The sequence below is a fragment of the Bacteroides sp. ET336 genome (assembly GCF_024733815.1).
GTDB classification, from domain to species: Bacteria; Bacteroidota; Bacteroidia; order Bacteroidales; family Bacteroidaceae; genus Phocaeicola; species Phocaeicola cellulolyticus.
In genome coordinates this window covers 44,732-66,312 of the sequence record NZ_JANRHK010000009.1, presented here as the reverse complement: position 1 = coordinate 66,312, position 21,581 = coordinate 44,732, and the positions used below count along the sequence as shown (strand labels likewise).

At 40.8% G+C, this 21,581-nt stretch carries 18 protein-coding genes and 1 tRNA gene; 16 read left to right on the top strand and 3 right to left on the bottom strand.

Annotation, left to right across the window (positions count from 1 at the left end; translation table 11 throughout):
* The first annotated feature begins 102 nt into the window (after positions 1–102).
* From murG to NW213_RS09795, 8 genes are all read left to right on the top strand, one after another.
* Positions 103–1,233, top strand: coding sequence for an undecaprenyldiphospho-muramoylpentapeptide beta-N-acetylglucosaminyltransferase (murG, locus tag NW213_RS09830; protein WP_258322647.1), 1,131 nt, complete (start codon positions 103–105; stop codon positions 1,231–1,233).
* Complete coding sequence (gene murC, locus NW213_RS09825) at positions 1,223–2,599, top strand: UDP-N-acetylmuramate--L-alanine ligase (RefSeq protein WP_204390320.1); 1,377 nt, start codon at positions 1,223–1,225, stop codon at positions 2,597–2,599. Before murG ends, murC begins: the two co-directional genes overlap by 11 nt.
* Complete coding sequence (locus tag NW213_RS09820; protein WP_154043408.1) at positions 2,596–3,330, top strand: cell division protein FtsQ/DivIB; 735 nt, start codon at positions 2,596–2,598, stop codon at positions 3,328–3,330. The genes murC and NW213_RS09820 overlap by 4 nt, the downstream gene beginning before the upstream one ends.
* An 8-nt stretch (positions 3,331–3,338) precedes the next feature.
* A complete protein-coding gene (ftsA, locus tag NW213_RS09815) occupies positions 3,339–5,114 on the top strand; it encodes a cell division protein FtsA (protein WP_258322646.1) in 1,776 nt (591 codons plus the stop codon).
* Between the two features lie 63 nt (positions 5,115–5,177).
* Positions 5,178–6,485, top strand: a complete 1,308-nt coding sequence (gene ftsZ, locus NW213_RS09810) for a cell division protein FtsZ (protein WP_154043410.1) — start codon at positions 5,178–5,180, stop codon at positions 6,483–6,485.
* Between the two features lie 45 nt (positions 6,486–6,530).
* Positions 6,531–6,980 carry a GatB/YqeY domain-containing protein gene (locus NW213_RS09805; protein WP_154043411.1) on the top strand — a complete coding sequence of 150 codons (450 nt, stop codon included), beginning with the start codon at positions 6,531–6,533 and terminating at the stop codon, positions 6,978–6,980.
* Positions 6,981–7,099: 119 nt separating this feature from the next.
* A complete protein-coding gene (locus NW213_RS09800; RefSeq protein WP_258322645.1) occupies positions 7,100–8,017 on the top strand; it encodes an ABC transporter ATP-binding protein in 918 nt (305 codons plus the stop codon).
* A gap of 33 nt (positions 8,018–8,050) precedes the next feature.
* Positions 8,051–9,349 carry an ABC transporter permease gene (locus NW213_RS09795; protein WP_154043413.1) on the top strand — a complete coding sequence of 433 codons (1,299 nt, stop codon included), beginning with the start codon at positions 8,051–8,053 and terminating at the stop codon, positions 9,347–9,349.
* A 103-nt stretch (positions 9,350–9,452) separates the two neighbouring features.
* Here the strand turns inward: NW213_RS09795 and recO are convergent, their stop codons facing one another.
* The 3 genes from recO to NW213_RS09780 are packed head-to-tail and all read right to left on the bottom strand — an operon-like array spanning position 9,453 to position 12,114.
* Positions 9,453–10,178: a DNA repair protein RecO gene (gene recO, locus NW213_RS09790; RefSeq protein WP_204390323.1), complete on the bottom strand. Its 726-nt coding sequence runs from the start codon at positions 10,176–10,178 to the stop codon at positions 9,453–9,455.
* Between the two features lie 34 nt (positions 10,179–10,212).
* On the bottom strand, positions 10,213–11,661 hold the full coding sequence (locus NW213_RS09785; RefSeq protein WP_258322644.1) for a catalase: 1,449 nt from the start codon (positions 11,659–11,661) through the stop codon (positions 10,213–10,215).
* Positions 11,662–11,676: 15 nt separating this feature from the next.
* Entirely contained in the window at positions 11,677–12,114 is a 438-nt protein-coding gene (locus NW213_RS09780; protein ID WP_258322643.1) for a flavodoxin domain-containing protein, read from the bottom strand.
* A gap of 174 nt (positions 12,115–12,288) precedes the next feature.
* Between NW213_RS09780 and NW213_RS09775 the strand changes: the two genes are divergently transcribed.
* From NW213_RS09775 to NW213_RS09740, 8 genes are all read left to right on the top strand, one after another.
* On the top strand, positions 12,289–13,173 hold the full coding sequence (locus NW213_RS09775; protein ID WP_258322642.1) for a LysR substrate-binding domain-containing protein: 885 nt from the start codon (positions 12,289–12,291) through the stop codon (positions 13,171–13,173).
* A 194-nt stretch (positions 13,174–13,367) separates the two neighbouring features.
* Positions 13,368–13,439 (top strand) — tRNA-Glu (locus tag NW213_RS09770).
* Positions 13,440–13,481: 42 nt separating this feature from the next.
* Positions 13,482–13,736, top strand: a complete 255-nt coding sequence (gene rpsT, locus NW213_RS09765; RefSeq protein ID WP_154043419.1) for a 30S ribosomal protein S20 — start codon at positions 13,482–13,484, stop codon at positions 13,734–13,736.
* Positions 13,737–13,923: 187 nt separating this feature from the next.
* Complete coding sequence (gyrB, locus tag NW213_RS09760) at positions 13,924–15,885, top strand: DNA topoisomerase (ATP-hydrolyzing) subunit B (RefSeq protein ID WP_154043420.1); 1,962 nt, start codon at positions 13,924–13,926, stop codon at positions 15,883–15,885.
* Positions 15,886–16,146: 261 nt separating this feature from the next.
* A complete protein-coding gene (locus tag NW213_RS09755; protein ID WP_258322641.1) occupies positions 16,147–18,825 on the top strand; it encodes a 4-alpha-glucanotransferase in 2,679 nt (892 codons plus the stop codon).
* Positions 18,826–19,009: 184 nt separating this feature from the next.
* Complete coding sequence (locus NW213_RS09750; protein ID WP_204390327.1) at positions 19,010–19,612, top strand: ribonuclease HII; 603 nt, start codon at positions 19,010–19,012, stop codon at positions 19,610–19,612.
* Positions 19,613–20,066: 454 nt separating this feature from the next.
* Positions 20,067–20,504: an Hsp20/alpha crystallin family protein gene (locus tag NW213_RS09745; protein ID WP_258322640.1), complete on the top strand. Its 438-nt coding sequence runs from the start codon at positions 20,067–20,069 to the stop codon at positions 20,502–20,504.
* Positions 20,505–20,609: 105 nt separating this feature from the next.
* The gene (locus NW213_RS09740; RefSeq protein ID WP_258322639.1) at positions 20,610–21,545 is read left to right on the top strand and encodes a DnaJ C-terminal domain-containing protein; all 936 of its coding nucleotides are present in this window, start codon (positions 20,610–20,612) and stop codon (positions 21,543–21,545) included.
* Positions 21,546–21,581: the final 36 nt, after the last annotated feature.

Below are 21,581 nucleotides of genomic sequence, written 5' to 3'. Positions count from 1 at the left end.
TATTCTGTTTTTATTTGAAGTTTATTAATAACTTTGCGAAAAATAGTTTTAAAAGAAAATATAAAATAGCAGGGCAATAAAGGCCTGACAAAATATAAAACAATGAACGATAATCTACGTATAATAATAAGCGGAGGTGGAACCGGAGGACATATTTTCCCGGCAATATCCATAGCAAATGCCATAAAAGAATTAAGACCAGACACAGAAATACTCTTTGTAGGTGCAGAAGGAAGAATGGAAATGCAAAGAGTTCCGGCTGCTGGATATAAGATAATAGGTCTGCCAGTAGCAGGTTTTGACAGGAAAAATCTCTTAAAAAACTTTGCAGTGATAGTGCGACTTATAAAAAGCCAGATGATAGCGCGTAAGATTATCAATGACTTTAAGCCACATGCAGCTGTCGGAGTGGGTGGATACGCAAGTGGTCCGACTCTGAAAATGGCTGGAGCAATGGGAATACCTACTCTTATTCAGGAACAGAACTCATATGCCGGAGTAACAAACAAACTACTTGCAGGAAAAGCATCTAAAATATGTGTGGCTTATCCTGGCATGGAAAAATTCTTCGATAAGGATAAAATAATAATGACTGGAAATCCTGTAAGACAAGGATTATTGGAAAACAATCTGTCTAAAGAGGATGCCATTAAGTCATTCGGTCTTGACACTAAAAAGAAGACAATCCTTATTATAGGCGGCAGCCTGGGAGCCAGAACACTGAACAACTGCGTGATGCACTCTATGGGAATGATTAAATCATCAGATGTGCAGTTTATATGGCAGACAGGTAAGTACTACATCAACGAAGCCAAAGAATGCTACAAGGCTGAAGGTAATCCGGAAATGATTCACACTACAGACTTCATATCTAATATGAATGCTGCATATACGGCTGCCGACCTGGTAGTCAGCAGAGCTGGTGCAGGTTCTATTTCAGAATTCTGTCTTTTGGGCAAGCCTGTGATCTTGGTTCCATCACCAAACGTGGCAGAAGACCATCAGACAAAAAATGCTATGGCCCTTGTGGATAAAGGAGCTGCCGTTTATATAAAAGATTCGGAAGCTGAAGATAAACTAATAGCCACTGCCATTGAACTGGTAAATGATGAATCAAGACTAAAAGCCCTTAGTGAAAATATAAAGAAACTGGCCTTTAACAACTCTGCAACTATCATTGCTGAAGAAGTTTGTAAACTGGCTGATAAATACAAGAACGAACATGAACATTAATTCTATAAAATCCGTATATTTTATTGGTGCAGGCGGTATAGGAATGAGTGCACTGGTCAGATACTTCCTGTCAAAAGGCAAGAAGGTGGCCGGCTACGACCGTACTCAAAGCGAACTTACCGACAGACTGATAGAAGAAGGAGCAGAGATACATTACGAAGAGAATATTTCCCTGATTCCGGAAGAATGTAAAGACAAAGAGAATACGCTGGTTATATACACCCCGGCAATACCTTTGACACATAAGGAATTCGTTTACTTCAAAGAAAACGGGTTCGAGATTCTAAAACGTGCTCAGGTGCTTGGAATGATAACAAAGACCGAAAAAGGATTGTGCGTGGCAGGTACACACGGAAAGACTACAACATCTACGCTTACCGCACATCTGCTTCACCAGTCACATATAGGCTGCAATGCATTCCTTGGCGGTATCTCTAAAAATTACAAGACAAATCTTCTATTATCCGATACCAGCGAATATGTAGTAATAGAAGCAGATGAGTTTGACAGATCATTCCACTGGCTTACACCATTTGCAACTGTTATAACAGCAACGGATTCTGACCATCTGGATATATACGGAACACGTGAAGCATATCTGGAAAGCTTCAACAAATATACTTCGTTAATACGTCCGGACGGATATCTCATTGTGAAAAAAGGAATAGACCTCTCTCCAAGAGTACAAGATGGTGTAAAGACATATTCATACGGAATCAACGAAGGGGATTTCAAGGCTGAAAATATAAGAATCGGGAATGGCGAAATAATTTTCGACTATATATCCCCATTCGGCAATATAAAAGATATAAAGCTCGGAGTGCCTGTATATGTTAATATAGAGAATGGTATAGCTGCGATGGCTCTGGCACAAATAGCAGGAGTAAGCAACGAAGAGATTAAAAGCGCAATGCCTACATTTGGAGGTGTTGACCGACGTTTTGACTTCAAAATAAAGGAAGACAATCTGGTGTTCCTGAGCGACTATGCGCACCACCCGGCAGAAATAAAGCAAAGCATTTCTTCAATAAAAGCACTTTATCCTGACAAAAAAGTTACAGCTGTATTCCAGCCGCACTTATATACCAGGACCAGAGACTTCTATAAAGAATTTGCAGAAAGTCTGTCACTGGCAGACGAAATTATACTGCTTGACATTTATCCTGCCAGAGAGCTTCCTATTGAAGGAGTTACAAGCAAGCTGATATATGATAATATTGCATCCGGAAAAACAAAAAGTTTATGCAGCAAAGACGAACTTCCTGAAATAATCAGGAACAAGGATATTGAGGTTCTCATAACTTTGGGCGCCGGCGACATAGACAACATGGTTCCACAAATTTATAATATACTGAAAAATAAATGATAAAACGAATTCTTATACTCTTGGCTTTGATTGCAACATCGGTTTATCTGGTGTTGGCAGTCACTATGTTTAACGCAAAGCCTCTTGACAGGCCTTGTGAGGGTATGGAATTGGAAATTATGGACGACATTGATTATGAGTTCATAACACTACGTGATATCGAAGCAATATTAAAGAACAAAAAACTTCTACCTACAGGTAAAAAACAAAAGGAGATAAATGTCAGGAACTTAGAAATAGAACTTGAGAAGAATTCTTTTGTAAAAGATGCGGAATGTTACATCACCAAAGGCGGTAAAGTAAAAATAGATGTATATCAGAGAATACCACTGATGAGGGTAATGAGCAGCAACGGCGACAATTATTACATTGACAACGAAGGGAAAGTGATGAACGCAAGCGGTAAAGCCGTACACGTTGCCGTAGCTACAGGATACATTGACAGAAAATTTGCAAGCGACAAACTTTTCCAACTTGCATGTTTTCTTAAATCGGATAAATTCTGGAATTCACAGATTGAACAAATCAACGTGACTCCCAAACAAGAAATTGAACTTGTGCCAAGAGTAGGAAATCATATACTATTCTTAGGGAAGCCTGAAATGTTCGAAACTAAATTCAAGAAACTAAAGGCATTCTACACTGAAGGTTTAAATAAAGTAGGATGGAATAAATACCAACGTATCAGCGTTGAATTCAACAACCAGATAATTTGCACAAAAAAGGAGTAATATAAGATATGGCAGCAACAGATTTCATAGTAGCGATTGAATTAGGTTCAATAGAGATAACCGGCATCGCAGGTAAGAAAAATGCAGATGGCAGCTTGAATATACTGGCTTATTCTTCTGAAAAGTCAGCCGACTGTATTAAAAAAGGAGTTATCTATAATCTGGATAAAACCACACAAAAGCTCACTTCAGTTATAAAAGGGCTTGAAAACAAACTTCAGGCCGGTATAAAGAAAGTTTATATCGGTGTGGGCGGTCTATCACTAAGAAGTGTCAGGAATTCCGAAAACAGACAGTTGGGAGAAGACACCAGAATATCGCAAGCCATAATTGACAGTATGATGCAGAATAATCTGGACATACCTCTATTGGACTATGAAATACTAGCTGTTGAACCTCAAGAATATAAGATAGGTAACAATCTACTTACAGAGCCTGTAGGTACAACTGCCAACAGCATAGAAGGAAACTATCTGAATATCATTGCGCGCCCGTCTGTCAAACAAAATATAAGACAATGTCTGGCACATACAGGATATGACATTGCCGGATTTACCATATCGCCTATGGCGACAGCAGATGCAGTGCTCACTACCAACGAAAAAAGATCCGGTTGTGCACTTATTGATTTCGGAGCCGACACCACAACTGTAAGTGTATATAAAAACAATATATTACGCCATGTATGTGTAATTCCGTTAGGCGGAAACAACATTACCAAAGATATAACCAGCAAACAGATAGAGGAAGACGATGCAGAACAAATCAAGCTAAGATATGCATCTGCCTATACTGAACACAAAGAAGGAGAAGAAGTACAAGATTGTGAGCTAACCATCGACGGAAAATTCACCATACTGTCAAGAACACTTGAAGACATTGTAGAAGCCAGAGTAAATGAAATCCTGAACAATGTATTCAACCAAATAAAGCTTTCAAACTATAGCGATTCGCTAATGGCCGGTATCATCGTTACAGGTGGAATGGCTAATATGCCCGATATTGACAAGGCTATTACAAATATTACAAAAATAGAAAAGGTAAGAATAGCCTTAGCAGGAGAGACAAATATTGTAGGAAACACAATTATCCCTAAAAACGGTAAATCAAATACCTTAATAGGAATATTGATGTCCGGCGAAGAAAATTGTTGCAGAATTGACCCAAGAAAGGGACATCAGCTTGATTTTAATGAAGATACTGTAGCGGAAAACGACAAGCAAGAGAATAACAACGCGGAAGAGCAGCAAAAAGAGCCGGAAGAAACCAAAGCCGAAGAGACAATAAAAGAGGTTGAAACTGTAGATAACACAAAAGAATGTCATCAACTGGTTATTACAGCATCACAGCTGATATTGAGCAGAGGATATTCTGAAGCGCTTGAAGTATTGGACAAGGCCAAGAAGCTGAACGTAGAAGCCAAAGCCAGAGAAATCGACTCACTGGAAAAAGAGGCAAAGAGACTTTTGGAAGAAGCCGAAAGAGTGAGAGCTATAAAAGAGGCAAAATTACAGGCTGAAAAGCAACGTGAAGCACAGAAAAAAGAAGAATGTAATAAATTGTTGGAAGAAGCAATAGAGCTCATAGACAAAGAAAAGTACAAAACCGCAAAAGAAAAACTTGACGCTGCAAGGGTATATAATATTGCGGAATGTAACCTGATTATAGAAGATCTGGAAGAAAAAATTGTGAAGACCCAGAAAAACAAGAAAAGAAGTATCTTCGACAGAATCAAACAAGGAATGAGCAAAGCTTCGGAAGAGTTTTTCGACGGAATAAAATAATAATGCATCATTTGATACCAACAATAAAACAGTTATAACTAATAAACTAAAACTAAAAACGATATGTCAGACGAAACAACAATGCCTTTCGATTTTCCGAGAGACGTACAACATATAATAAAAGTCATTGGTGTAGGTGGCGGTGGCGGTAATGCCGTCAACCACATGTACAGAGAAGGTATCCATGATGTAAACTTTGTAGTCTGCAATACAGATAACCAGGCCTTGGATGAGTCGCCTGTACCTATAAAGCTACAGTTGGGTAGCGAAGGTCTGGGAGCCGGTAACCGTCCGGAAAGAGCCAGAGCCGCAGCCGAGGAAAGTATCGAACAGGTAAAAGATATGCTCAACGACGGATGCCGTATGGCTTTCATCACTGCCGGAATGGGTGGTGGAACAGGAACAGGTGCAGCTCCAATCATCGCCAAGGCAGCCAAGGATATGGACATCCTTACCGTAGGTATCGTTACCATTCCATTCCTTTTTGAAGGAAACAAGAAAATTGACCAGGCTCTTGACGGTGTGGAAGAAATGAGCAAACATGTCGATGCACTTCTGGTTATCAACAACGAAAGACTTCGTGATGTATATTCAGACATCAGCGTAATGAACGCTTTTGGAAAGGCCGACGACACCCTGTCTGTTGCAGCCAAGAGTATAGCAGAGATAATAACATTGAGAGGTAAGATAAACCTTGACTTCAACGATGTGAAGACCGTACTTAAGGATGGCGGTGTGGCTATCATGAGTACAGGTTATGGCGAAGGTGAAGGTAGGGTTTCAAAGGCCATCAACGATGCTTTAAACTCGCCATTGCTGAACAACAACGATATTTTCAATTCAAAGAAAGTACTTTTCGTCATTACATATAGTCCGACAAGCGAACTTATGATGAACGAGATGGATGAAATCCACGATTTCATGAGCAAATTCGGAAAAGACTTCGAAACCAAATGGGGTCTTTATGAAGACAGCTCTCTTGAATCGAAAATCAAGTTTACCATACTTGCCACAGGTTTCGGTATTTCGGATGTTCCGGGAATGGACAATGTAATACAGAAACATACCAAAGAAGAAGAGGAACGTCTGGCTGAACAGGAAGAAATCAGACAGAAGAAGGAAGACCGCCGAAGCAACTACTACGGGGCGAATATAGTAAGAACCAACAGAAAGAGAAGACATCACTTGTATGTATTCAGTCAGGAAGATCTTGACAACGATGATATTATAAGCATGGTAGAAACTATACCTGCCTACAAGAGAACAAAGAGTGAGCTTGAAAGCATACAGTCGAAAGCAGCTATGCAGGAAAACCCGTCACAGAATTCGGAATCCAACAATTCTGAAAGTACTGTCATAAGCTTCTTCTAATACCAACAAAGATAAAATACTTATAAACTTAAAAACTCATATATTATGGATTTATTCGAACAGATCAGCAACGATATCAAGGAAGCCATGAAGGCTAAAGACAAAGTTAAACTTGAAACTTTGCGTAATGTGAAAAAATTCTTCCTTGAAGCAAAAACAGCTCCGGGAGCTAACGATACCCTGACAGACGATGCAGCACTGAAGATTATGCAGAAACTAGTGAAACAAGGAAAAGATTCAGCTGCTGTGTATGAAGGACAGGGCCGTGCAGACCTGGCAGAAGCTGAAATGGCACAGGTAAGAGTAATTGAAACTTATCTTCCAAAACAACTTTCTGCAGAAGAACTTGAAGCAAAGCTTAAAGAAATCATTGAACGTACAGGTGCAAAAGACGGAAAAGATATGGGTAAGGTCATGGGAGTGGCATCTAAAGAACTTGCAGGCCTGGCAGAAGGAAGAGCAATATCAGCAAAAGTAAAAGAACTTCTGAACTAATATTACTCACAAAATTAGAATATAATGACAGCGGTATATATATTATGATTTAGACAAAAGCTTATTTCATAACTATATATACCGTTTTTTCTTATTATAAGATTAAAGACCAAACATTTATGAGCGAATTCTTTTTGGAAGCGCATAACATAGTGAAAAGTTATGCCAACCACACAGCCCTGAACGGCGTAAGCATCAATGTCCCAAAAGGAAAAGTATTCGGACTTCTGGGACCTAATGGAGCAGGAAAGACAACATTGATAAGAATAATAAACCGTATAACTGCCCCTGATTCAGGAGAAGTATATTTCGACGGTCATCTGTCACAACCTGACGATATCTACAGTATAGGATACCTGCCTGAGGAAAGAGGACTTTACAAAAAGATGAAAGTTGGCGAACAGGCTATCTACCTTGCACAACTCAAAGGATTGGACAAACGTGAAGCGACAAAACGTCTGAAAGAATGGTTCGACAAATTCGAAATAACCCAATGGTGGGACAAAAAGCTGGAAGAGCTGTCGAAAGGTATGCAACAGAAAGTTCAGTTCGTTATAACAGTACTTCACAAACCACAATTGTTGATATTCGATGAGCCATTTTCAGGTTTCGATCCTGTAAACGCAGAGCTTCTGAAAAGAGAAATCCTGGAACTTAAAAATCAGGGACACACAATAATCTTTTCTACTCATAACATGTCTTCAGTTGAGGAAATTTGTGATAACATCGCCTTGATAAACCACTCACAAGTAGTACTGCAAGGGGAAGTAAACGAGGTACGTTCGCAATTCAAGTCTAACACATACAGACTAGGATTACACATGGGAGACAAACTGGCAGAGAACAGTATGTTCGAAATCCTATCATCCGAAATCAAAGGAGGAGAACATATTTATACCATAAAGAAGACAAACGAGATGAGCAATTCACAACTTCTGACAGCTATTGCTGCTGGAAATGAAGTGACATCATTCTCCGAATGCCTTCCTTCGATGAACGAAATATTCATCAGAACTGTGGAGAACAGCAAACCGTAAAACTCAAAAACTTATAAACTCACAAACTTATATATGAACAAGACATTCATTATAATTCACCGCGAGTTCATGAACCGCGTGAGCAAAAAATCATTTATCATACTGACTGTTCTGATGCCGTTCATTTTTGCAGCACTGATATTCGTACCACTGATGCTTTCGATGGTAAAGAGCGACGAACAGAAAAACATTGCTGTGATAGACCATACTGGAAAATATTTCCCTATGATGGCCAATGACGAATCATATTTATTCTTCCCTGAGACAGAAATGAAAGATGAGTTCCGCTCGGATACGACAGCCTACAGCGCAGTTATAGAAATCACGGCAGATCTGATAGAAAATCCTGATGCAGCAGCTATCTATTCGCGCAAGGAAATCCCACAGGGACTGTCGCGCATAGTTAACAATGCCATAAACGAACAGATCCGTCACGACAAACTGACAAACTACAACATTCCTCAGTTGCAGAGGATTATGAACGATTTCGAACAGACCTACAGCATACGCACAATCAAGTGGAGCGACGACGGCAGCGAGAGCGAATCGAATGCAGGAGTAGCCGTAGCAGCAGGTATGATACTGACATTCCTCATCTATATGTTCGTTATGTCATACGGAGGTATGGTAATGCAAAGCGTAATGGAAGAGAAGACCAACCGTATAGTAGAACTTATGATTTCATCTGTACGCCCATTCCAGCTGATGATAGGTAAAATCATAGGAATCGGACTTGTAGGAATATTGCAGCTTGCCATTTGGGGAGTAATGCTTGTTATAATACTTACTGCTGCCGGATTAATGTTCGGAGTATCAGCAATGTCAAATCCTGACGCAATGATGGCTGCAACTTCAACACCGATGCCGGAACCTACAGAAGCAAATGCCATACTTGCATCTATCAACAACCTTAACCTGCCTGCACTGGGTGGTATCTTCGTACTGAACTTCATAGGCGGTTATCTGGTTTATGCTTCTATATTTGCAGCGATAGGCGCATCTATCAATGAGGCTGAAGACTCACAGCAGTTTATGACTCCAATAGTGTTCCTTCTTATTTTTGCACTATATGCAGCTATATACAGTGCGGAAAATGCCGATGGCCCGTTAGCCGTGTGGTGCTCAATGATTCCTTTCACATCTCCAGTGGTCTCAATGGTACGTGTATCTCTCGACGCTCCTGTATGGCAGACAACTGTTTCTCTGATAATTCTATATATATCTGCTTTCACACTGATATGGCTTGCAGGAAAGATTTACAGAGTGGGAATCCTGATGTACGGAAAGAAGCCATCATTAAAAGAGATGATTAAATGGATAAGCTATAAATAAGTTTTCTAATGCCGACTACTGTCGGCATATAAAAAAGACTATAAATACGAAAACTTTATACCCGTTGGCAGAGTTAAATTATAGTTCTGCCAACGGGTATTTCTTATATAAACAGTTCCTGTAATACGGACAAAGATTTCAGTTCCGGAAAATCCGGCAGATGCAACCGGTAATATTCGTTTATAATATCCAGACATCTGTTTCTCTCCATACGGTTCATGGCAAACAGATGCATATTGTCGTACTTCATACGCATCAGGTTGACTATACGTGCCGATTCCTCAGGATGAAGGAACATTCCATGAAAAGGTTTCTCTATAGTAAAACATGCATTCATAAGGTCGAAATAAGCACCTTCTGCGTAATCCTCAGTATTGGGATAGAGTCCGAGAAATCTTGACAGGCGGATAAGGAACACGAGATGAAAATTAGAAAAACTTTTTTCGCAGGCATCAAGCCACATTATCGAACCTGCCAAATACGAGAAAAGAGCTTCATCTCTACCCTCTTCTTTCAAAGCACGGAAAAGGAATTCTGACAGGAACATTGCTATTCCCGATTTATATGGATCATATGGAAGTGAACTCAGGACATGCCACAATCTGGCTTCACGTACAGGATGCAACGAAGCTCGCGGGCGGACTTCTGCATCAATCTCAACCATTGCAAAAGGCTGAAACAAAAGACTCATCGCACCTTTTTTCTTCGATCGCGACACAGGTATAAGAAAAGACATTCGCCCATTCTCACGTGTGAAGATATGGGCGATGTTCTTTGTGTCATTATACTTGAATGAACATAATACTATTCCTTGATATCTCTGCAACATAACAGTGCAAAGTTAAAGAATATATCATAAAAAATCAATCAATTTCCAATCCAAGTGCTTTTGCCACTCCACGACCGTAAGCCTCATCAGCTTTCATACAGTTATTGATATGTCTGCGCTTGATTTCTACAGGTATATCACCCATAGCACGGGCAGTATTTTCAAACAATACCTGCTGCTGTTCCGGTGTCATCAGGCGGAAGAGGGCTCTCGGCTGTGAATAATAATCAGTATCGTCCTCACGGTAATCCCATTGGTATGCTGCACCGTCGAGTTCCAAAGGTGGCTCCTTATATTCTGTCTGGTTAATCCATTCTCCGAAGCTGTTAGGCTCGTAGCCGATAGTAGAACCGTGATTGCCATCCACACGCATCTGTCCATCACGGTGATACATATTCAGGAACGGACAACGGCTGCGGTTTACAGGTATCTGATGATGGTTCACCCCAAGACGGTAACGCTGTGTATCTCCGTATGAGAACAATCGTCCCTGAAGCATGCGGTCAGGCGAGAAGCTGATGCCCGGAACTACATTTGCCGGATTAAAGGCCGCCTGTTCCACATCGGCAAAATAGTTTTCAGGATTACGGTTAAGCTCCATGATCCCCACCTCTATCAACGGATATTCTTTCTGCGACCATACCTTGGTCAAGTCGAACGGATTGTAAGGACAGTTTCTTGCCTGTTCCTCTGTCATAAGCTGTACGAACATCTTCCATTTCGGGAAGTCACCCTTCTCAATGCTTTCATACAAATCACGCTGATGACTTTCACGGTCTTTTGCTATGATAGCCTCAGCCTCTTGGTCTGTCAGGTTCTTGATACCCTGCATGGTGTGAAGGTGGAATTTCACCCATGTGCGCACGCCTTCGGCATTAATAAACGAGAATGTATGGCTTCCATATCCGTGCATGTGTCTGTATGAATACGGAATACCTCTGTCACTCATAGTGATTGTTACCTGATGTAGTGCTTCTGGAAGCAGTGTCCAGAAATCCCAGTTATTCTTAGGACTACGCATGTTTGTGCGAGGGTCACGTTTCACGGCATGGTTCAAATCAGGGAATTTAAGCGGATCGCGCAAGAAGAATACAGGAGTATTGTTTCCCACGAGGTCCCAGTTGCCTTCCTCTGTATAGAACTTGATGGCGAAACCTCTGATGTCGCGTTCTGCATCGGCTGCTCCGCGTTCGCCTGCCACAGTAGAGAAACGAACAAACAATTCCGTTTCCTTTCCTACTTCAGAGAAGATGGCAGCTTTAGTGTATTTGGTAATATCATTAGTAACGGTGAATTTTCCGAAAGCGCCCGAACCTTTGGCGTGCATACGTCTTTCAGGAATTACCTCTCTGTCAAAATGTGCAAGCTTTTCAAGAAACCATACATCCTGTAAAAGCATAGGTCCTCTTTTTCCGGCTGTAGCCACATTCTGATTGTCGGCTACCGGTGCCCCCTGGGCTGTTGTTAGTTTTTTTGTTTCCATAAATACCTCCTTAAATTATTTAGTTAACATGTTACTTTGTATAAAAGTGTCCAGTTTAGTTTTGTCTTCGTCTGTCAAACGTGCTGTCTTCGATTTCAGGAAACCGCTTACTCCCTTTCCGGTCATATTCATAGCCTTTCTCATCCTGCGGTACATACTTCCGGTCCTTATCTTGTAGGTAGTAAAAAACATGACCTTACGTTCATCAATAAGACCTGCAACAGACTTGCTGAAGTCAATCCACTTCCGATGCGGATGCTGTCCTATAACAAACCAGCCGCAAGTCCAACACCCTGATAACACAAAGTCTGATTTCAACAATCTCTGCTTGTCGAAATCCGAAATTGAGGACAGGCTGACATCAAGTCCCTTCGACCACAGATACATGGCAATCTCTCTGGCATATGCAGCTGTCCGGCCGGTATGGCTATAGTATAAAACCGTCGCTTTCATTATTATTAATACTTTACTATTATTACTTCGTTGTCAAACAAATCAGATATAATCAACAAAGTTTTCATATGCATTTAAAATTTGTAACAAATATAAATATGCAAAAGATATTTCACTATATTTGTGAAATTCTATTTTCCGATAACAGTTATTGATAAAATCGATATAGCACAAATGGAACTAAGACAACTAAAGTATTTCGAGAAGGCATGCGAACTCAAAAACTTCTCCGAAGCATCCAGAATGCTTCATATATCGCAAAGCACATTGTCGCAACAAATCAAGCAACTGGAGGACGAACTCAACGTTCTGCTTTTCGACAGAATAGGCAAAAGAATTATACCGACAGAAGCCGGTATGGCTTTTCTGCCATTTGCAAGAAATTCCATACTGGAGGCAGAAAACGGAAAACAGATTATAAAAGACCTTAAAGGTATTATGACAGGAACGCTCAATATCGGTGTAACCTACAGTCTAAGTCATCTGTTGAGATGCTCCATAACCGATTTCAAGAAAGTTTATCCGGGAATAAATGTCATTATAAATTTCGGTACGTCAAAAGAACAGATAAGGCTTCTTGAGAATAAGCATGTGGATTGCGTTCTGTCATTCGAACCGGAAGAAATAGATGAAGAATATGAAAAAATCAAACTCTTCTCATCCAAACTGTATTTCATAGTTCATGAATCACACCCAATGTCTTACCTGTCATCCATATCGTTAAAAAAACTACAGGAAATCGACTTGATTTTACCGGCTGTAGGATTTGCCACTCGCATGAAAACAGACGAGGTGTGCAACAAGAACAACCTCAAACTAAATATGGTAATGGAAATAAACGATGTGCAGACCATAATACATCTAATAAGAAAAGGAAACTGGGGAACTATACTGACCAGAGCAGCAATAAAAGACGAACCTGACCTAAAGGCCATACCTATACTTACAGCCGAAACACTAACATCTCAGGCGTACTTGTTCTGGCCCAAAGGCAGCTACAGAAAGAAATCAGCAACAGCTTTTGCCGAATTCGTACTAAATACTATAAAAAACGGATAATCAGAACTGCATAATACGCTTAAAGTCACTTGAAAACATAAACTGACACCATCGAAGCAGTCTAAAACATAAATTCTCACCTCTTTAGAAAAAAAATAGCACAGAAGTTTTGGTAATTTGAAAAAACTTCATACCTTTGCATCCGCAATCGAGAAATAATAACCTCGACAATATCGGAATATCCGATTTAGGATGGCCCGTTCGTCTATCGGTTAGGACGCAAGATTTTCATTCTTGAAAGGGGGGTTCGATTCCCCCACGGGCTACATAATAAACAATATCACGAACAATATTAAAGATTAGTCGAGATGGCAAATCACAAATCATCTATCAAAAGAATTAGACAGGAAGAAAAAAGAAGACTTCACAACAGATATTATGCTAAAACTATGCGTAATGCTGTAAGAAAACTTCGTGCTACAACAGACAAAGCTGAAGCAGTAGCATTGTATCCAAAAGTACAGAAAATGTTGGATAAATTGGCTAAGGTTAACATTATCCACAAGAACAAGGCTGCTAACTTGAAGTCAAAATTAGCTGCACACATCGCTAAGATTGCTTAATTTTGGTACCTTAAAAAGATATTAAGGCTAGGTTTTTACCTAGCCTTTTGTCGTTTATACACTTCACATCCGAAAGCCAGGTGAAAATCAAAAAACATGCTGATTTTCACCTTTTTTTTGGCTATTTGGAAAGATTATTACACAGATTTTTCGTAACTTTGAACGATTAAATAAACTATTTAAAAACATGAGTGAAGAACTGACACCAAACAGCGGAAGTAACTACTCGGCAAGCAGTATTCAGGTGCTTGAAGGACTTGAAGCCGTACGTAAACGTCCCGCTATGTATATCGGCGACATCAGCGAAAAAGGTTTGCATCACCTCGTATATGAAGTTGTGGACAACTCTATCGACGAAGCTCTGGCCGGATATTGTACACATATAGAAGTAACCATAAACGAAGATAATTCAATCACCGTACAGGACAACGGACGTGGTATCCCTGTTGATTTCCATGAGAAAGAGAAAAAATCGGCTTTGGAAGTCGTTATGACAGTGCTGCACGCCGGAGGTAAATTCGACAAAGGTTCATATAAAGTTTCAGGAGGTTTGCATGGTGTGGGTGTATCGTGTGTGAATGCACTTTCTACTCACATGACAACAAACGTATTCAGAAACGGAAAAATTTATCAGCAGGAATATGAATGCGGTAAGCCACTCTATCCTGTAAAGGAAGTAGGTACCACTGATTTGAGAGGTACGAAACAGACTTTCTGGCCGGATGCATCAATATTCACCGTAACCGAATATAAATATAACATTCTTCAGGCACGTCTTAGAGAACTGGCATATCTGAACAAGGGTATCACTATCACTCTTACAGACAAGCGCGAAACAGAAGAAGACGGAAGCTACAAGAGTGAGGTATTCCACTCTGACGAAGGTGTTAAGGAATTCGTACGTTTCCTCAATTCTACAAATACTCCACTTTTTGATGATGTAATCTATCTGAACACTGAAAAACAGGGTGTTCCTATAGAGTGTGCCATCATGTACAACACAGGTTTCCGCGAGAACCTGCATTCATACGTAAACAACATCAACACTATAGAAGGCGGTACTCACGAAGGTGGTTTCCGTGCGGCACTTACACGTGTATTGAAGAAATACGCCGAAGAAAGTAAGGCACTGGAAAAAGCCAAAGTTGAAATCTCAGGTGAGGACTTCCGCGAAGGCCTTATCGCAGTAATCTCTGTAAAAGTTGCCGAACCTCAGTTCGAAGGTCAGACAAAGACCAAACTTGGAAACAGCGAAGTAAGCGGTGCCGTACAGCAGGCTGTAGGTGAAGCTCTTTCAAACTATCTTGAAGAACATCCTAAAGAAGCAAAAGTCATTGTTGACAAGGTGGTGCTTGCGGCAACAGCACGTATCGCAGCAAGAAAGGCACGCGAGTCTGTACAGCGCAAGAGCCCTATGGGCGGCGGCGGACTTCCAGGTAAATTGGCAGACTGCTCAAGCCGAGTAGCTGAAGAATGCGAGTTGTTCCTAGTCGAGGGTGACTCTGCGGGTGGTTCTGCAAAACAGGGACGAAGCAGACAGTTCCAGGCTATCCTGCCTCTGCGAGGAAAAATCCTTAACGTAGAGAAAGCGATGTGGCACAAGGCATTCGAGAGTGATGAAGTAAACAACATCATTCAGGCACTTGGAATACGTTTCGGTGTTGAAGAAGAAGACAGCAAGAAGGCAAACATCGAAAAACTCCGCTACCACAAAGTGATAATCATGACCGATGCCGATGTCGATGGTTCTCACATCGACACACTTATCATGACTCTATTCTACAGATATATGCCTGAAATCATTCAGGAAGGTCACCTGTATATAGCTACTCCTCCATTGTACAAATGTACAAAGGGTAAGGTCAGCGAATATTGCTACACCGAAGAAGCGAGACATGCTTTCATTCAGAAATACGGTGACGGAAGCGAACAGGGAATACACACTCAGAGATACAAAGGTTTGGGTGAAATGAATCCGGAACAGCTTTGGGAAACAACAATGAATCCTGAAACTCGTATCCTGAAACAAGTACAGATTGAAAATGCCGCTGAAGCGGACTATATCTTCTCTATGCTTATGGGAGATGATGTAGCTCCACGACGCGAGTTCATAGAAAAGAATGCTACTTATGCCAATATTGACGCATAATGTAGTTTATATGTTTAACTAAATTTTTTACCTCCTCACATCTTACATGGAGGAAAGCCTCGGAATTCACAAAGTTCCGGGGCTTTTTTATTTATAAAAATCTTATATTTTATACAGTATAAATCATGCTCAGAAAGCGTATGAGGCCGTTTCATGCCATAAAACATTTATATTTTTTAGATTTAACGATTAAGCATTATTATAAAATAGCTACATTTGGAAAAAGAAACAACTAAATAAAAACTAATACCTAAGAAAGATATGAAACTGACATTTCGTATTAAGTATCGTACAGTATGGGGCGAAAGCATGAGAGTTATTATCAACAACGATGAAGAAAACTCACTTCCCCTATTCACTCGCGACGGACAAGAATGGCAAGGAACTTTCAACTACGATTTGCCCGAAAATGAAGATATGGCAGCATACAGATATGCCGTATTCAGAAATGAAAGATGCGTAAGAAAAGAGTTCGGTGCAATTCCTCACTCTATTATAAAAGGTAATGCACAGCAACACCATTTTATTTTTGACGATTGCTGGCGTGACCTTCCCGAAGGAAATCACAGATACAGTTCCGCATTCAATGGTATTCCACATACAGAAGAGCCAAAGAAACTTACTGACAACGTAGGCAGCTGTATAACATTCAGAGCACTGTGTCCAGGACTGAGACACAAAGAACAGGAACTGGGAATAATAGGCAGCTGTAACGCACTTGGCAACTGGGAGTATTACCGTCCGCTCAGAATGCAGGAGATATTGCCTGACGTATGGTACATATCCATAGACACTTCATCACTCACATTCCCTTTTGAATACAAGTTTGTAGTAATCAGCTCTAAAACCGGAGCTGTAGAGGAATGGGAATGTGGATACAACCGTACATTCCACATCCAGCCATTAATGCGTGGCGAAACTTACTTCCCTACGGAAACGGAAGTGTTCTTCAATCTGCCTGAAAGAAAAGTTGCAGGAAGTGCGATACCGGTTTTCTCACTCCGCTCGGAAGGCAGTTTCGGTGTAGGCGATTTCGGCGACCTGAAAACATACATAGACTGGGCAGCGGAAACAAACCAGCAGGCAGTACAGATATTACCTATAAACGACACCACAAGAACAAAGACATGGGTAGATTCATATCCGTACAATGCTATTTCAATATACGCATTCCATCCTATGTATATTGACCTGAGACAACTTCCTGCTCTTAAGGATACAGATAAGGCTGCAGAATATGAAAATGAACGCCAGAAACTGAACAGTCTTCCACAAGTGGAATACGAAGGAGTAAACAACACCAAACGTGCATACCTGAAGGACATATTCACTCAGGAAGCCGAAAACATCCTTTCATCGGAAGATTTCAAAACATTCTATTGCAAGAACGAAGAATGGCTTAAACCGTATTCGGCATTCAGCTATCTGAGAGATCTGTATGGTACAGCCGACTTCAATACTTGGCCGGAATACAGCACATACGTTTCCGAAGAGATAGACAAGCTATGCGACAAGGAAGCCGAAACATATCCCGAAATTTCATTCTATTACTTCCTGCAATACGTACTGCATGTACAGCTCCTCGCAGCTGCCAACCATGCACGCAGCAAAGGTGTGATTCTGAAAGGAGATATTCCTATCGGTATAAGCCGCGGAAGTGTGGAAGCATGGGTAGAACCATATTACTTCAATATGAACGGACAGGCAGGTGCGCCACCTGATGCTTTCTCAGTTAACGGTCAGAACTGGGGATTCCCTACATACAACTGGGATATGATGGAAAAAGACAACTACCAGTGGTGGAGAAAGCGTTTCTCAAAAATGGCTGAATACTTCACTGCTTACCGTATCGACCACATACTTGGTTTCTTCCGTATATGGGAAATTCCTGTACACTCTGTACACGGACTGTTAGGACAGTTTGTTCCGGCACTGCCTATGAGCGCGGATGAGATAAAAGGTTTCGGACTGAACTTCCAGAAAGAGTTCATGACAGAACCTTTCATCAACGACTATATGCTTAACACCATATTCGGCGACAAGAGTGATGAGGTACGCAACACTTTCGTACAGCATGATCACCATGACATCTACCGCATGCGTCCTAAGTTCGATACACAGCGTAAAGTCGAAGCTTACTTTGCAGGAAAGACCGATCAGGAAAGCCTCAACTTGAAGGAAGGCCTATACTCATTGATAAGCAATGTTCTGTTCGTAAAAGACAGAAAAAATCCTGAGATGTATCACCCGAGAATATCTGTACAGAACGACTTCATCTACAAGCAGCTCAACTGGCAGGAACAGGAAGCATTCAACAGACTATACAATCATTACTACTACCAGCGACATAACAAGTTCTGGTACGACGAGGCGATGAAAAAATTACCTGTCCTCACCCAGTCAACTTCAATGCTTGTTTGCGGTGAAGACTTGGGAATGGTACCAGACTGTGTGCCATGGGTAATGAACCAGCTGCAGATTCTTTCTCTCGAAATACAGAGAATGCCTAAAGACCCGAAAGACGAGTTCGGACATGTCTATAACTATCCGTTCCGCTCTGTTTGTACTATAGGTACTCACGATATGTCAACCCTCCGTGGTTACTGGAAGGAAGATGCACAAATCACAGAACGCTACTATCATTATGAACTTGGACATTGGGGCGAAGTTCCACAAGATGCACCGGGATGGCTATGCCGTGAGGTTGTAAGCCAGCATCTGAACTGCCCGTCACTACTATGTATCCTGACATGGCAGGACTGGACATCAATAGATGAAACTCTCCGCAATCCGGACATTGAGATAGAACGTATCAACGTTCCTGCAAATCCTCGCCACTACTGGAGATGGAGAATGCACGTCACTCTGGAAGACCTTATGAAGAAAGACGATTTTAACGAACAGATAAGAAACATGATTTCTGAAAGCGGAAGAATCTAAGAATAATCCGCAATCAAGTTATTAACAACCAGACAGGGTTTAAACAGTATTTACAGGCTGTTTAAACCCTGTTCCTTTTTAACACCGTATGTGAATAACACATTAATAACCCCATACATAAATATTGCTACAAGAAAAACAAAATGCGTACCTTTGCACCCGGAAATTTTAAAACCCCATAAAGATGCTTTTACCATACTTGAATGAAAACCTTATAGAAGCCGGATGCGATGAAGCAGGACGAGGATGTCTTGCCGGAGCAGTTTATGCCGCAGCCGTCATTCTGCCGAAGGACTTCAAGAATGAGATGCTGAACGATTCGAAGCAACTGTCTGAGAAACAGCGATATCAGCTAAGAGAAATTATAGAAAAGGAAGCATTGGCATGGGCAATTGGTATTGTAGAACCGGAAGAAATTGATAAAATCAACATTCTGAACGCTTCGTTCCTCGCGATGCACAGAGCAATTGACCAACTGAAAATTACTCCAGAACATTTGCTGATAGACGGCAACCGTTTCAACAAATACAAGAATATTCCGCATACCACAATAGTGAAAGGCGATGGAAAATATCTTTCAATAGCAGCCGCTTCGATACTTGCGAAGACTTATCGTGACGACTATATGAACAGGCTGCACAGTGAATATCCTATGTACGCATGGGATATGAATAAGGGATATCCCACAAAAAAACACCGACAAGCTATAAAGGAATTCGGCACTTCTCCTTATCACCGCCTGAGTTACAACCTTTTAGGCGATACTCAGCTTTCATTAGATTTCTAAATCAAATCATGGATTTTTAACTTCAACAGACGTTATTAACAACATGTTGAAAACCTACGTTATTAACGACCTGTTAATAACCATGTTTCCATGCACTTTCTCTTTGGAAATCATCCGGTAATAATTATAACATTTTTCCAGCATACAAACGCTAAACACGGACATCAAAGTCCACGATAGGACAATTTGACATTAAAACCAGCACCCATAGATGACAATTTGTCAATCTATAAGTTTATCAACACCTGTTAATATATTAATAATGTTTCCACATATTTAAAACGATGGTCTGAAGGTTTAAAATCAGATTATAAACATTAAACGTCGTCTGACAAAAATTCAAGCTTCCGACATCGGCACACAGTTTGCAATATCAATAGTGAACTTGAGGTTCAAAAACCAAGAGTTCAGAAATAATTGAAAATGTATAACTTAAATATAGGAGATTAAAACTATGATGCCGATTAGAAAATATTACAATCAGAACTGGTTACCAAGTATCTTTAACGATTTCTTCGATAACGACTGGATGGAAAAAGCTAACGCTACAGCCCCGGCTATCAATGTTATTGAGAGCGAAAAGAACTACAAAGTAGAGGTTGCAGCTCCAGGAATGACAAAAGACGATTTCAACATCCATTTGGTAGATGACAATGAACTTGTTATTTCTATGGAAAAGAAAGTTGAAAACGAAGATAAGAATAAAGAAGACAAGAAATACTTGCGACGCGAGTTCTCTTACACAAAATTCCAACAGTCACTTTACTTGCCTGACAATGTTGATAAGGAAAAGATAAGTGCTAATGTTTCAGATGGTGTATTGACTATCGAGTTGCCGAAGTATTCACCAGAAGAAAAAGCTAAGGTTAATCGTGTTATTGAAATACATTAATCATTGGTAAACCAAATAAGAGCCTCCCGCCAACAGTCAACGGGGGGCTCTGTTTTTATGTGAAAAAAACATTTATAAACCACCAACTTTAAAAACTCAAAATATATGGCTTTTATAGATTATTACAAAGTACTGGGCGTAGAACGTAATGCCACACAAGATGATATCAAGAAAGCCTATCGTAAGATGGCCAGAAAGTATCATCCTGACCTGAACAAAGACGACCCTAACGCCAAAGACAAGTTTCAGGAGATAAACGAAGCTAACGAAGTTTTGAGCGATCCTGAAAAAAGAAAGAAATACGACGAATACGGCGAACACTGGAAACATGCCGACGAATTCAAGGCTGAACGTGAAGCATACCAGAGAGCACAAGAGAAAGGCGGACAATCTGCATACTGGTACTCCGTAAATGGCGACGATTTCATGGGCGGATTCGGAAGAGGAAATGCAAGCGGATTCTCCGACTTCTTCGAGCAGCTGTTCGGACATGGAGCCTCAGCGGGCAGAAGCGGAAGAGATTACAACATGATGAGCCGTGGAGGTGATATAGAAGCACAGATGAATCTTTCACTCCGTGAGGCAGCTGTCACGCACAAACAGACTTTCAGCGTGAACGGCGAGAACCTGCGTATAACCATACCTGCAGGTATTGCCGACGGACAAATGATAAAGCTGAAAGGCCACGGCGAGAAAGGCAGCAACGGAGCTCCTGACGGTGACCTTTACATCACCTTCCAGATAGCTCCAGATCCAGAGTTCAAACGTGAAGGTGACGACCTGTTCACAGATGTCGATATAGACCTTTATACAGCTGTTCTTGGAGGTACTGTGAACGTCAAGACCATAGACGGAATGGTTAAGCTGAAAGTAAATCCGGGCACTCAGAACGACACAAAAGTCAGACTGCGTGGTAAAGGATTCCCTGTTTATAAGAAAGAAGGTACTTTCGGCGATTTGATTGTGACATATCATGTGGATATACCTACATCTTTAAGCGAAAAGCAGAAAGAACTGTTCACACAGTTGAAAAATAGCTAAAATTGAAGCGATAATCCATAGATAATAACTTTATCA

Coding starts and splice junctions, on each gene's coding strand:
- murG (WP_258322647.1), top strand. CDS start 103: ATGAACGATAATCTACGTATAATAATAAGCGGAGGTGGAACCGGAGGA.
- murC (WP_204390320.1), top strand. CDS start 1,223: ATGAACATTAATTCTATAAAATCCGTATATTTTATTGGTGCAGGCGGT.
- NW213_RS09820 (WP_154043408.1), top strand. CDS start 2,596: ATGATAAAACGAATTCTTATACTCTTGGCTTTGATTGCAACATCGGTT.
- ftsA (WP_258322646.1), top strand. CDS start 3,339: ATGGCAGCAACAGATTTCATAGTAGCGATTGAATTAGGTTCAATAGAG.
- ftsZ (WP_154043410.1), top strand. CDS start 5,178: ATGTCAGACGAAACAACAATGCCTTTCGATTTTCCGAGAGACGTACAA.
- NW213_RS09805 (WP_154043411.1), top strand. CDS start 6,531: ATGGATTTATTCGAACAGATCAGCAACGATATCAAGGAAGCCATGAAG.
- NW213_RS09800 (WP_258322645.1), top strand. CDS start 7,100: ATGAGCGAATTCTTTTTGGAAGCGCATAACATAGTGAAAAGTTATGCC.
- NW213_RS09795 (WP_154043413.1), top strand. CDS start 8,051: ATGAACAAGACATTCATTATAATTCACCGCGAGTTCATGAACCGCGTG.
- recO (WP_204390323.1), bottom strand. CDS start 10,178: ATGTTGCAGAGATATCAAGGAATAGTATTATGTTCATTCAAGTATAAT.
- NW213_RS09785 (WP_258322644.1), bottom strand. CDS start 11,661: ATGGAAACAAAAAAACTAACAACAGCCCAGGGGGCACCGGTAGCCGAC.
- NW213_RS09780 (WP_258322643.1), bottom strand. CDS start 12,114: ATGAAAGCGACGGTTTTATACTATAGCCATACCGGCCGGACAGCTGCA.
- NW213_RS09775 (WP_258322642.1), top strand. CDS start 12,289: ATGGAACTAAGACAACTAAAGTATTTCGAGAAGGCATGCGAACTCAAA.
- rpsT (WP_154043419.1), top strand. CDS start 13,482: ATGGCAAATCACAAATCATCTATCAAAAGAATTAGACAGGAAGAAAAA.
- gyrB (WP_154043420.1), top strand. CDS start 13,924: ATGAGTGAAGAACTGACACCAAACAGCGGAAGTAACTACTCGGCAAGC.
- NW213_RS09755 (WP_258322641.1), top strand. CDS start 16,147: ATGAAACTGACATTTCGTATTAAGTATCGTACAGTATGGGGCGAAAGC.
- NW213_RS09750 (WP_204390327.1), top strand. CDS start 19,010: ATGCTTTTACCATACTTGAATGAAAACCTTATAGAAGCCGGATGCGAT.
- NW213_RS09745 (WP_258322640.1), top strand. CDS start 20,067: ATGATGCCGATTAGAAAATATTACAATCAGAACTGGTTACCAAGTATC.
- NW213_RS09740 (WP_258322639.1), top strand. CDS start 20,610: ATGGCTTTTATAGATTATTACAAAGTACTGGGCGTAGAACGTAATGCC.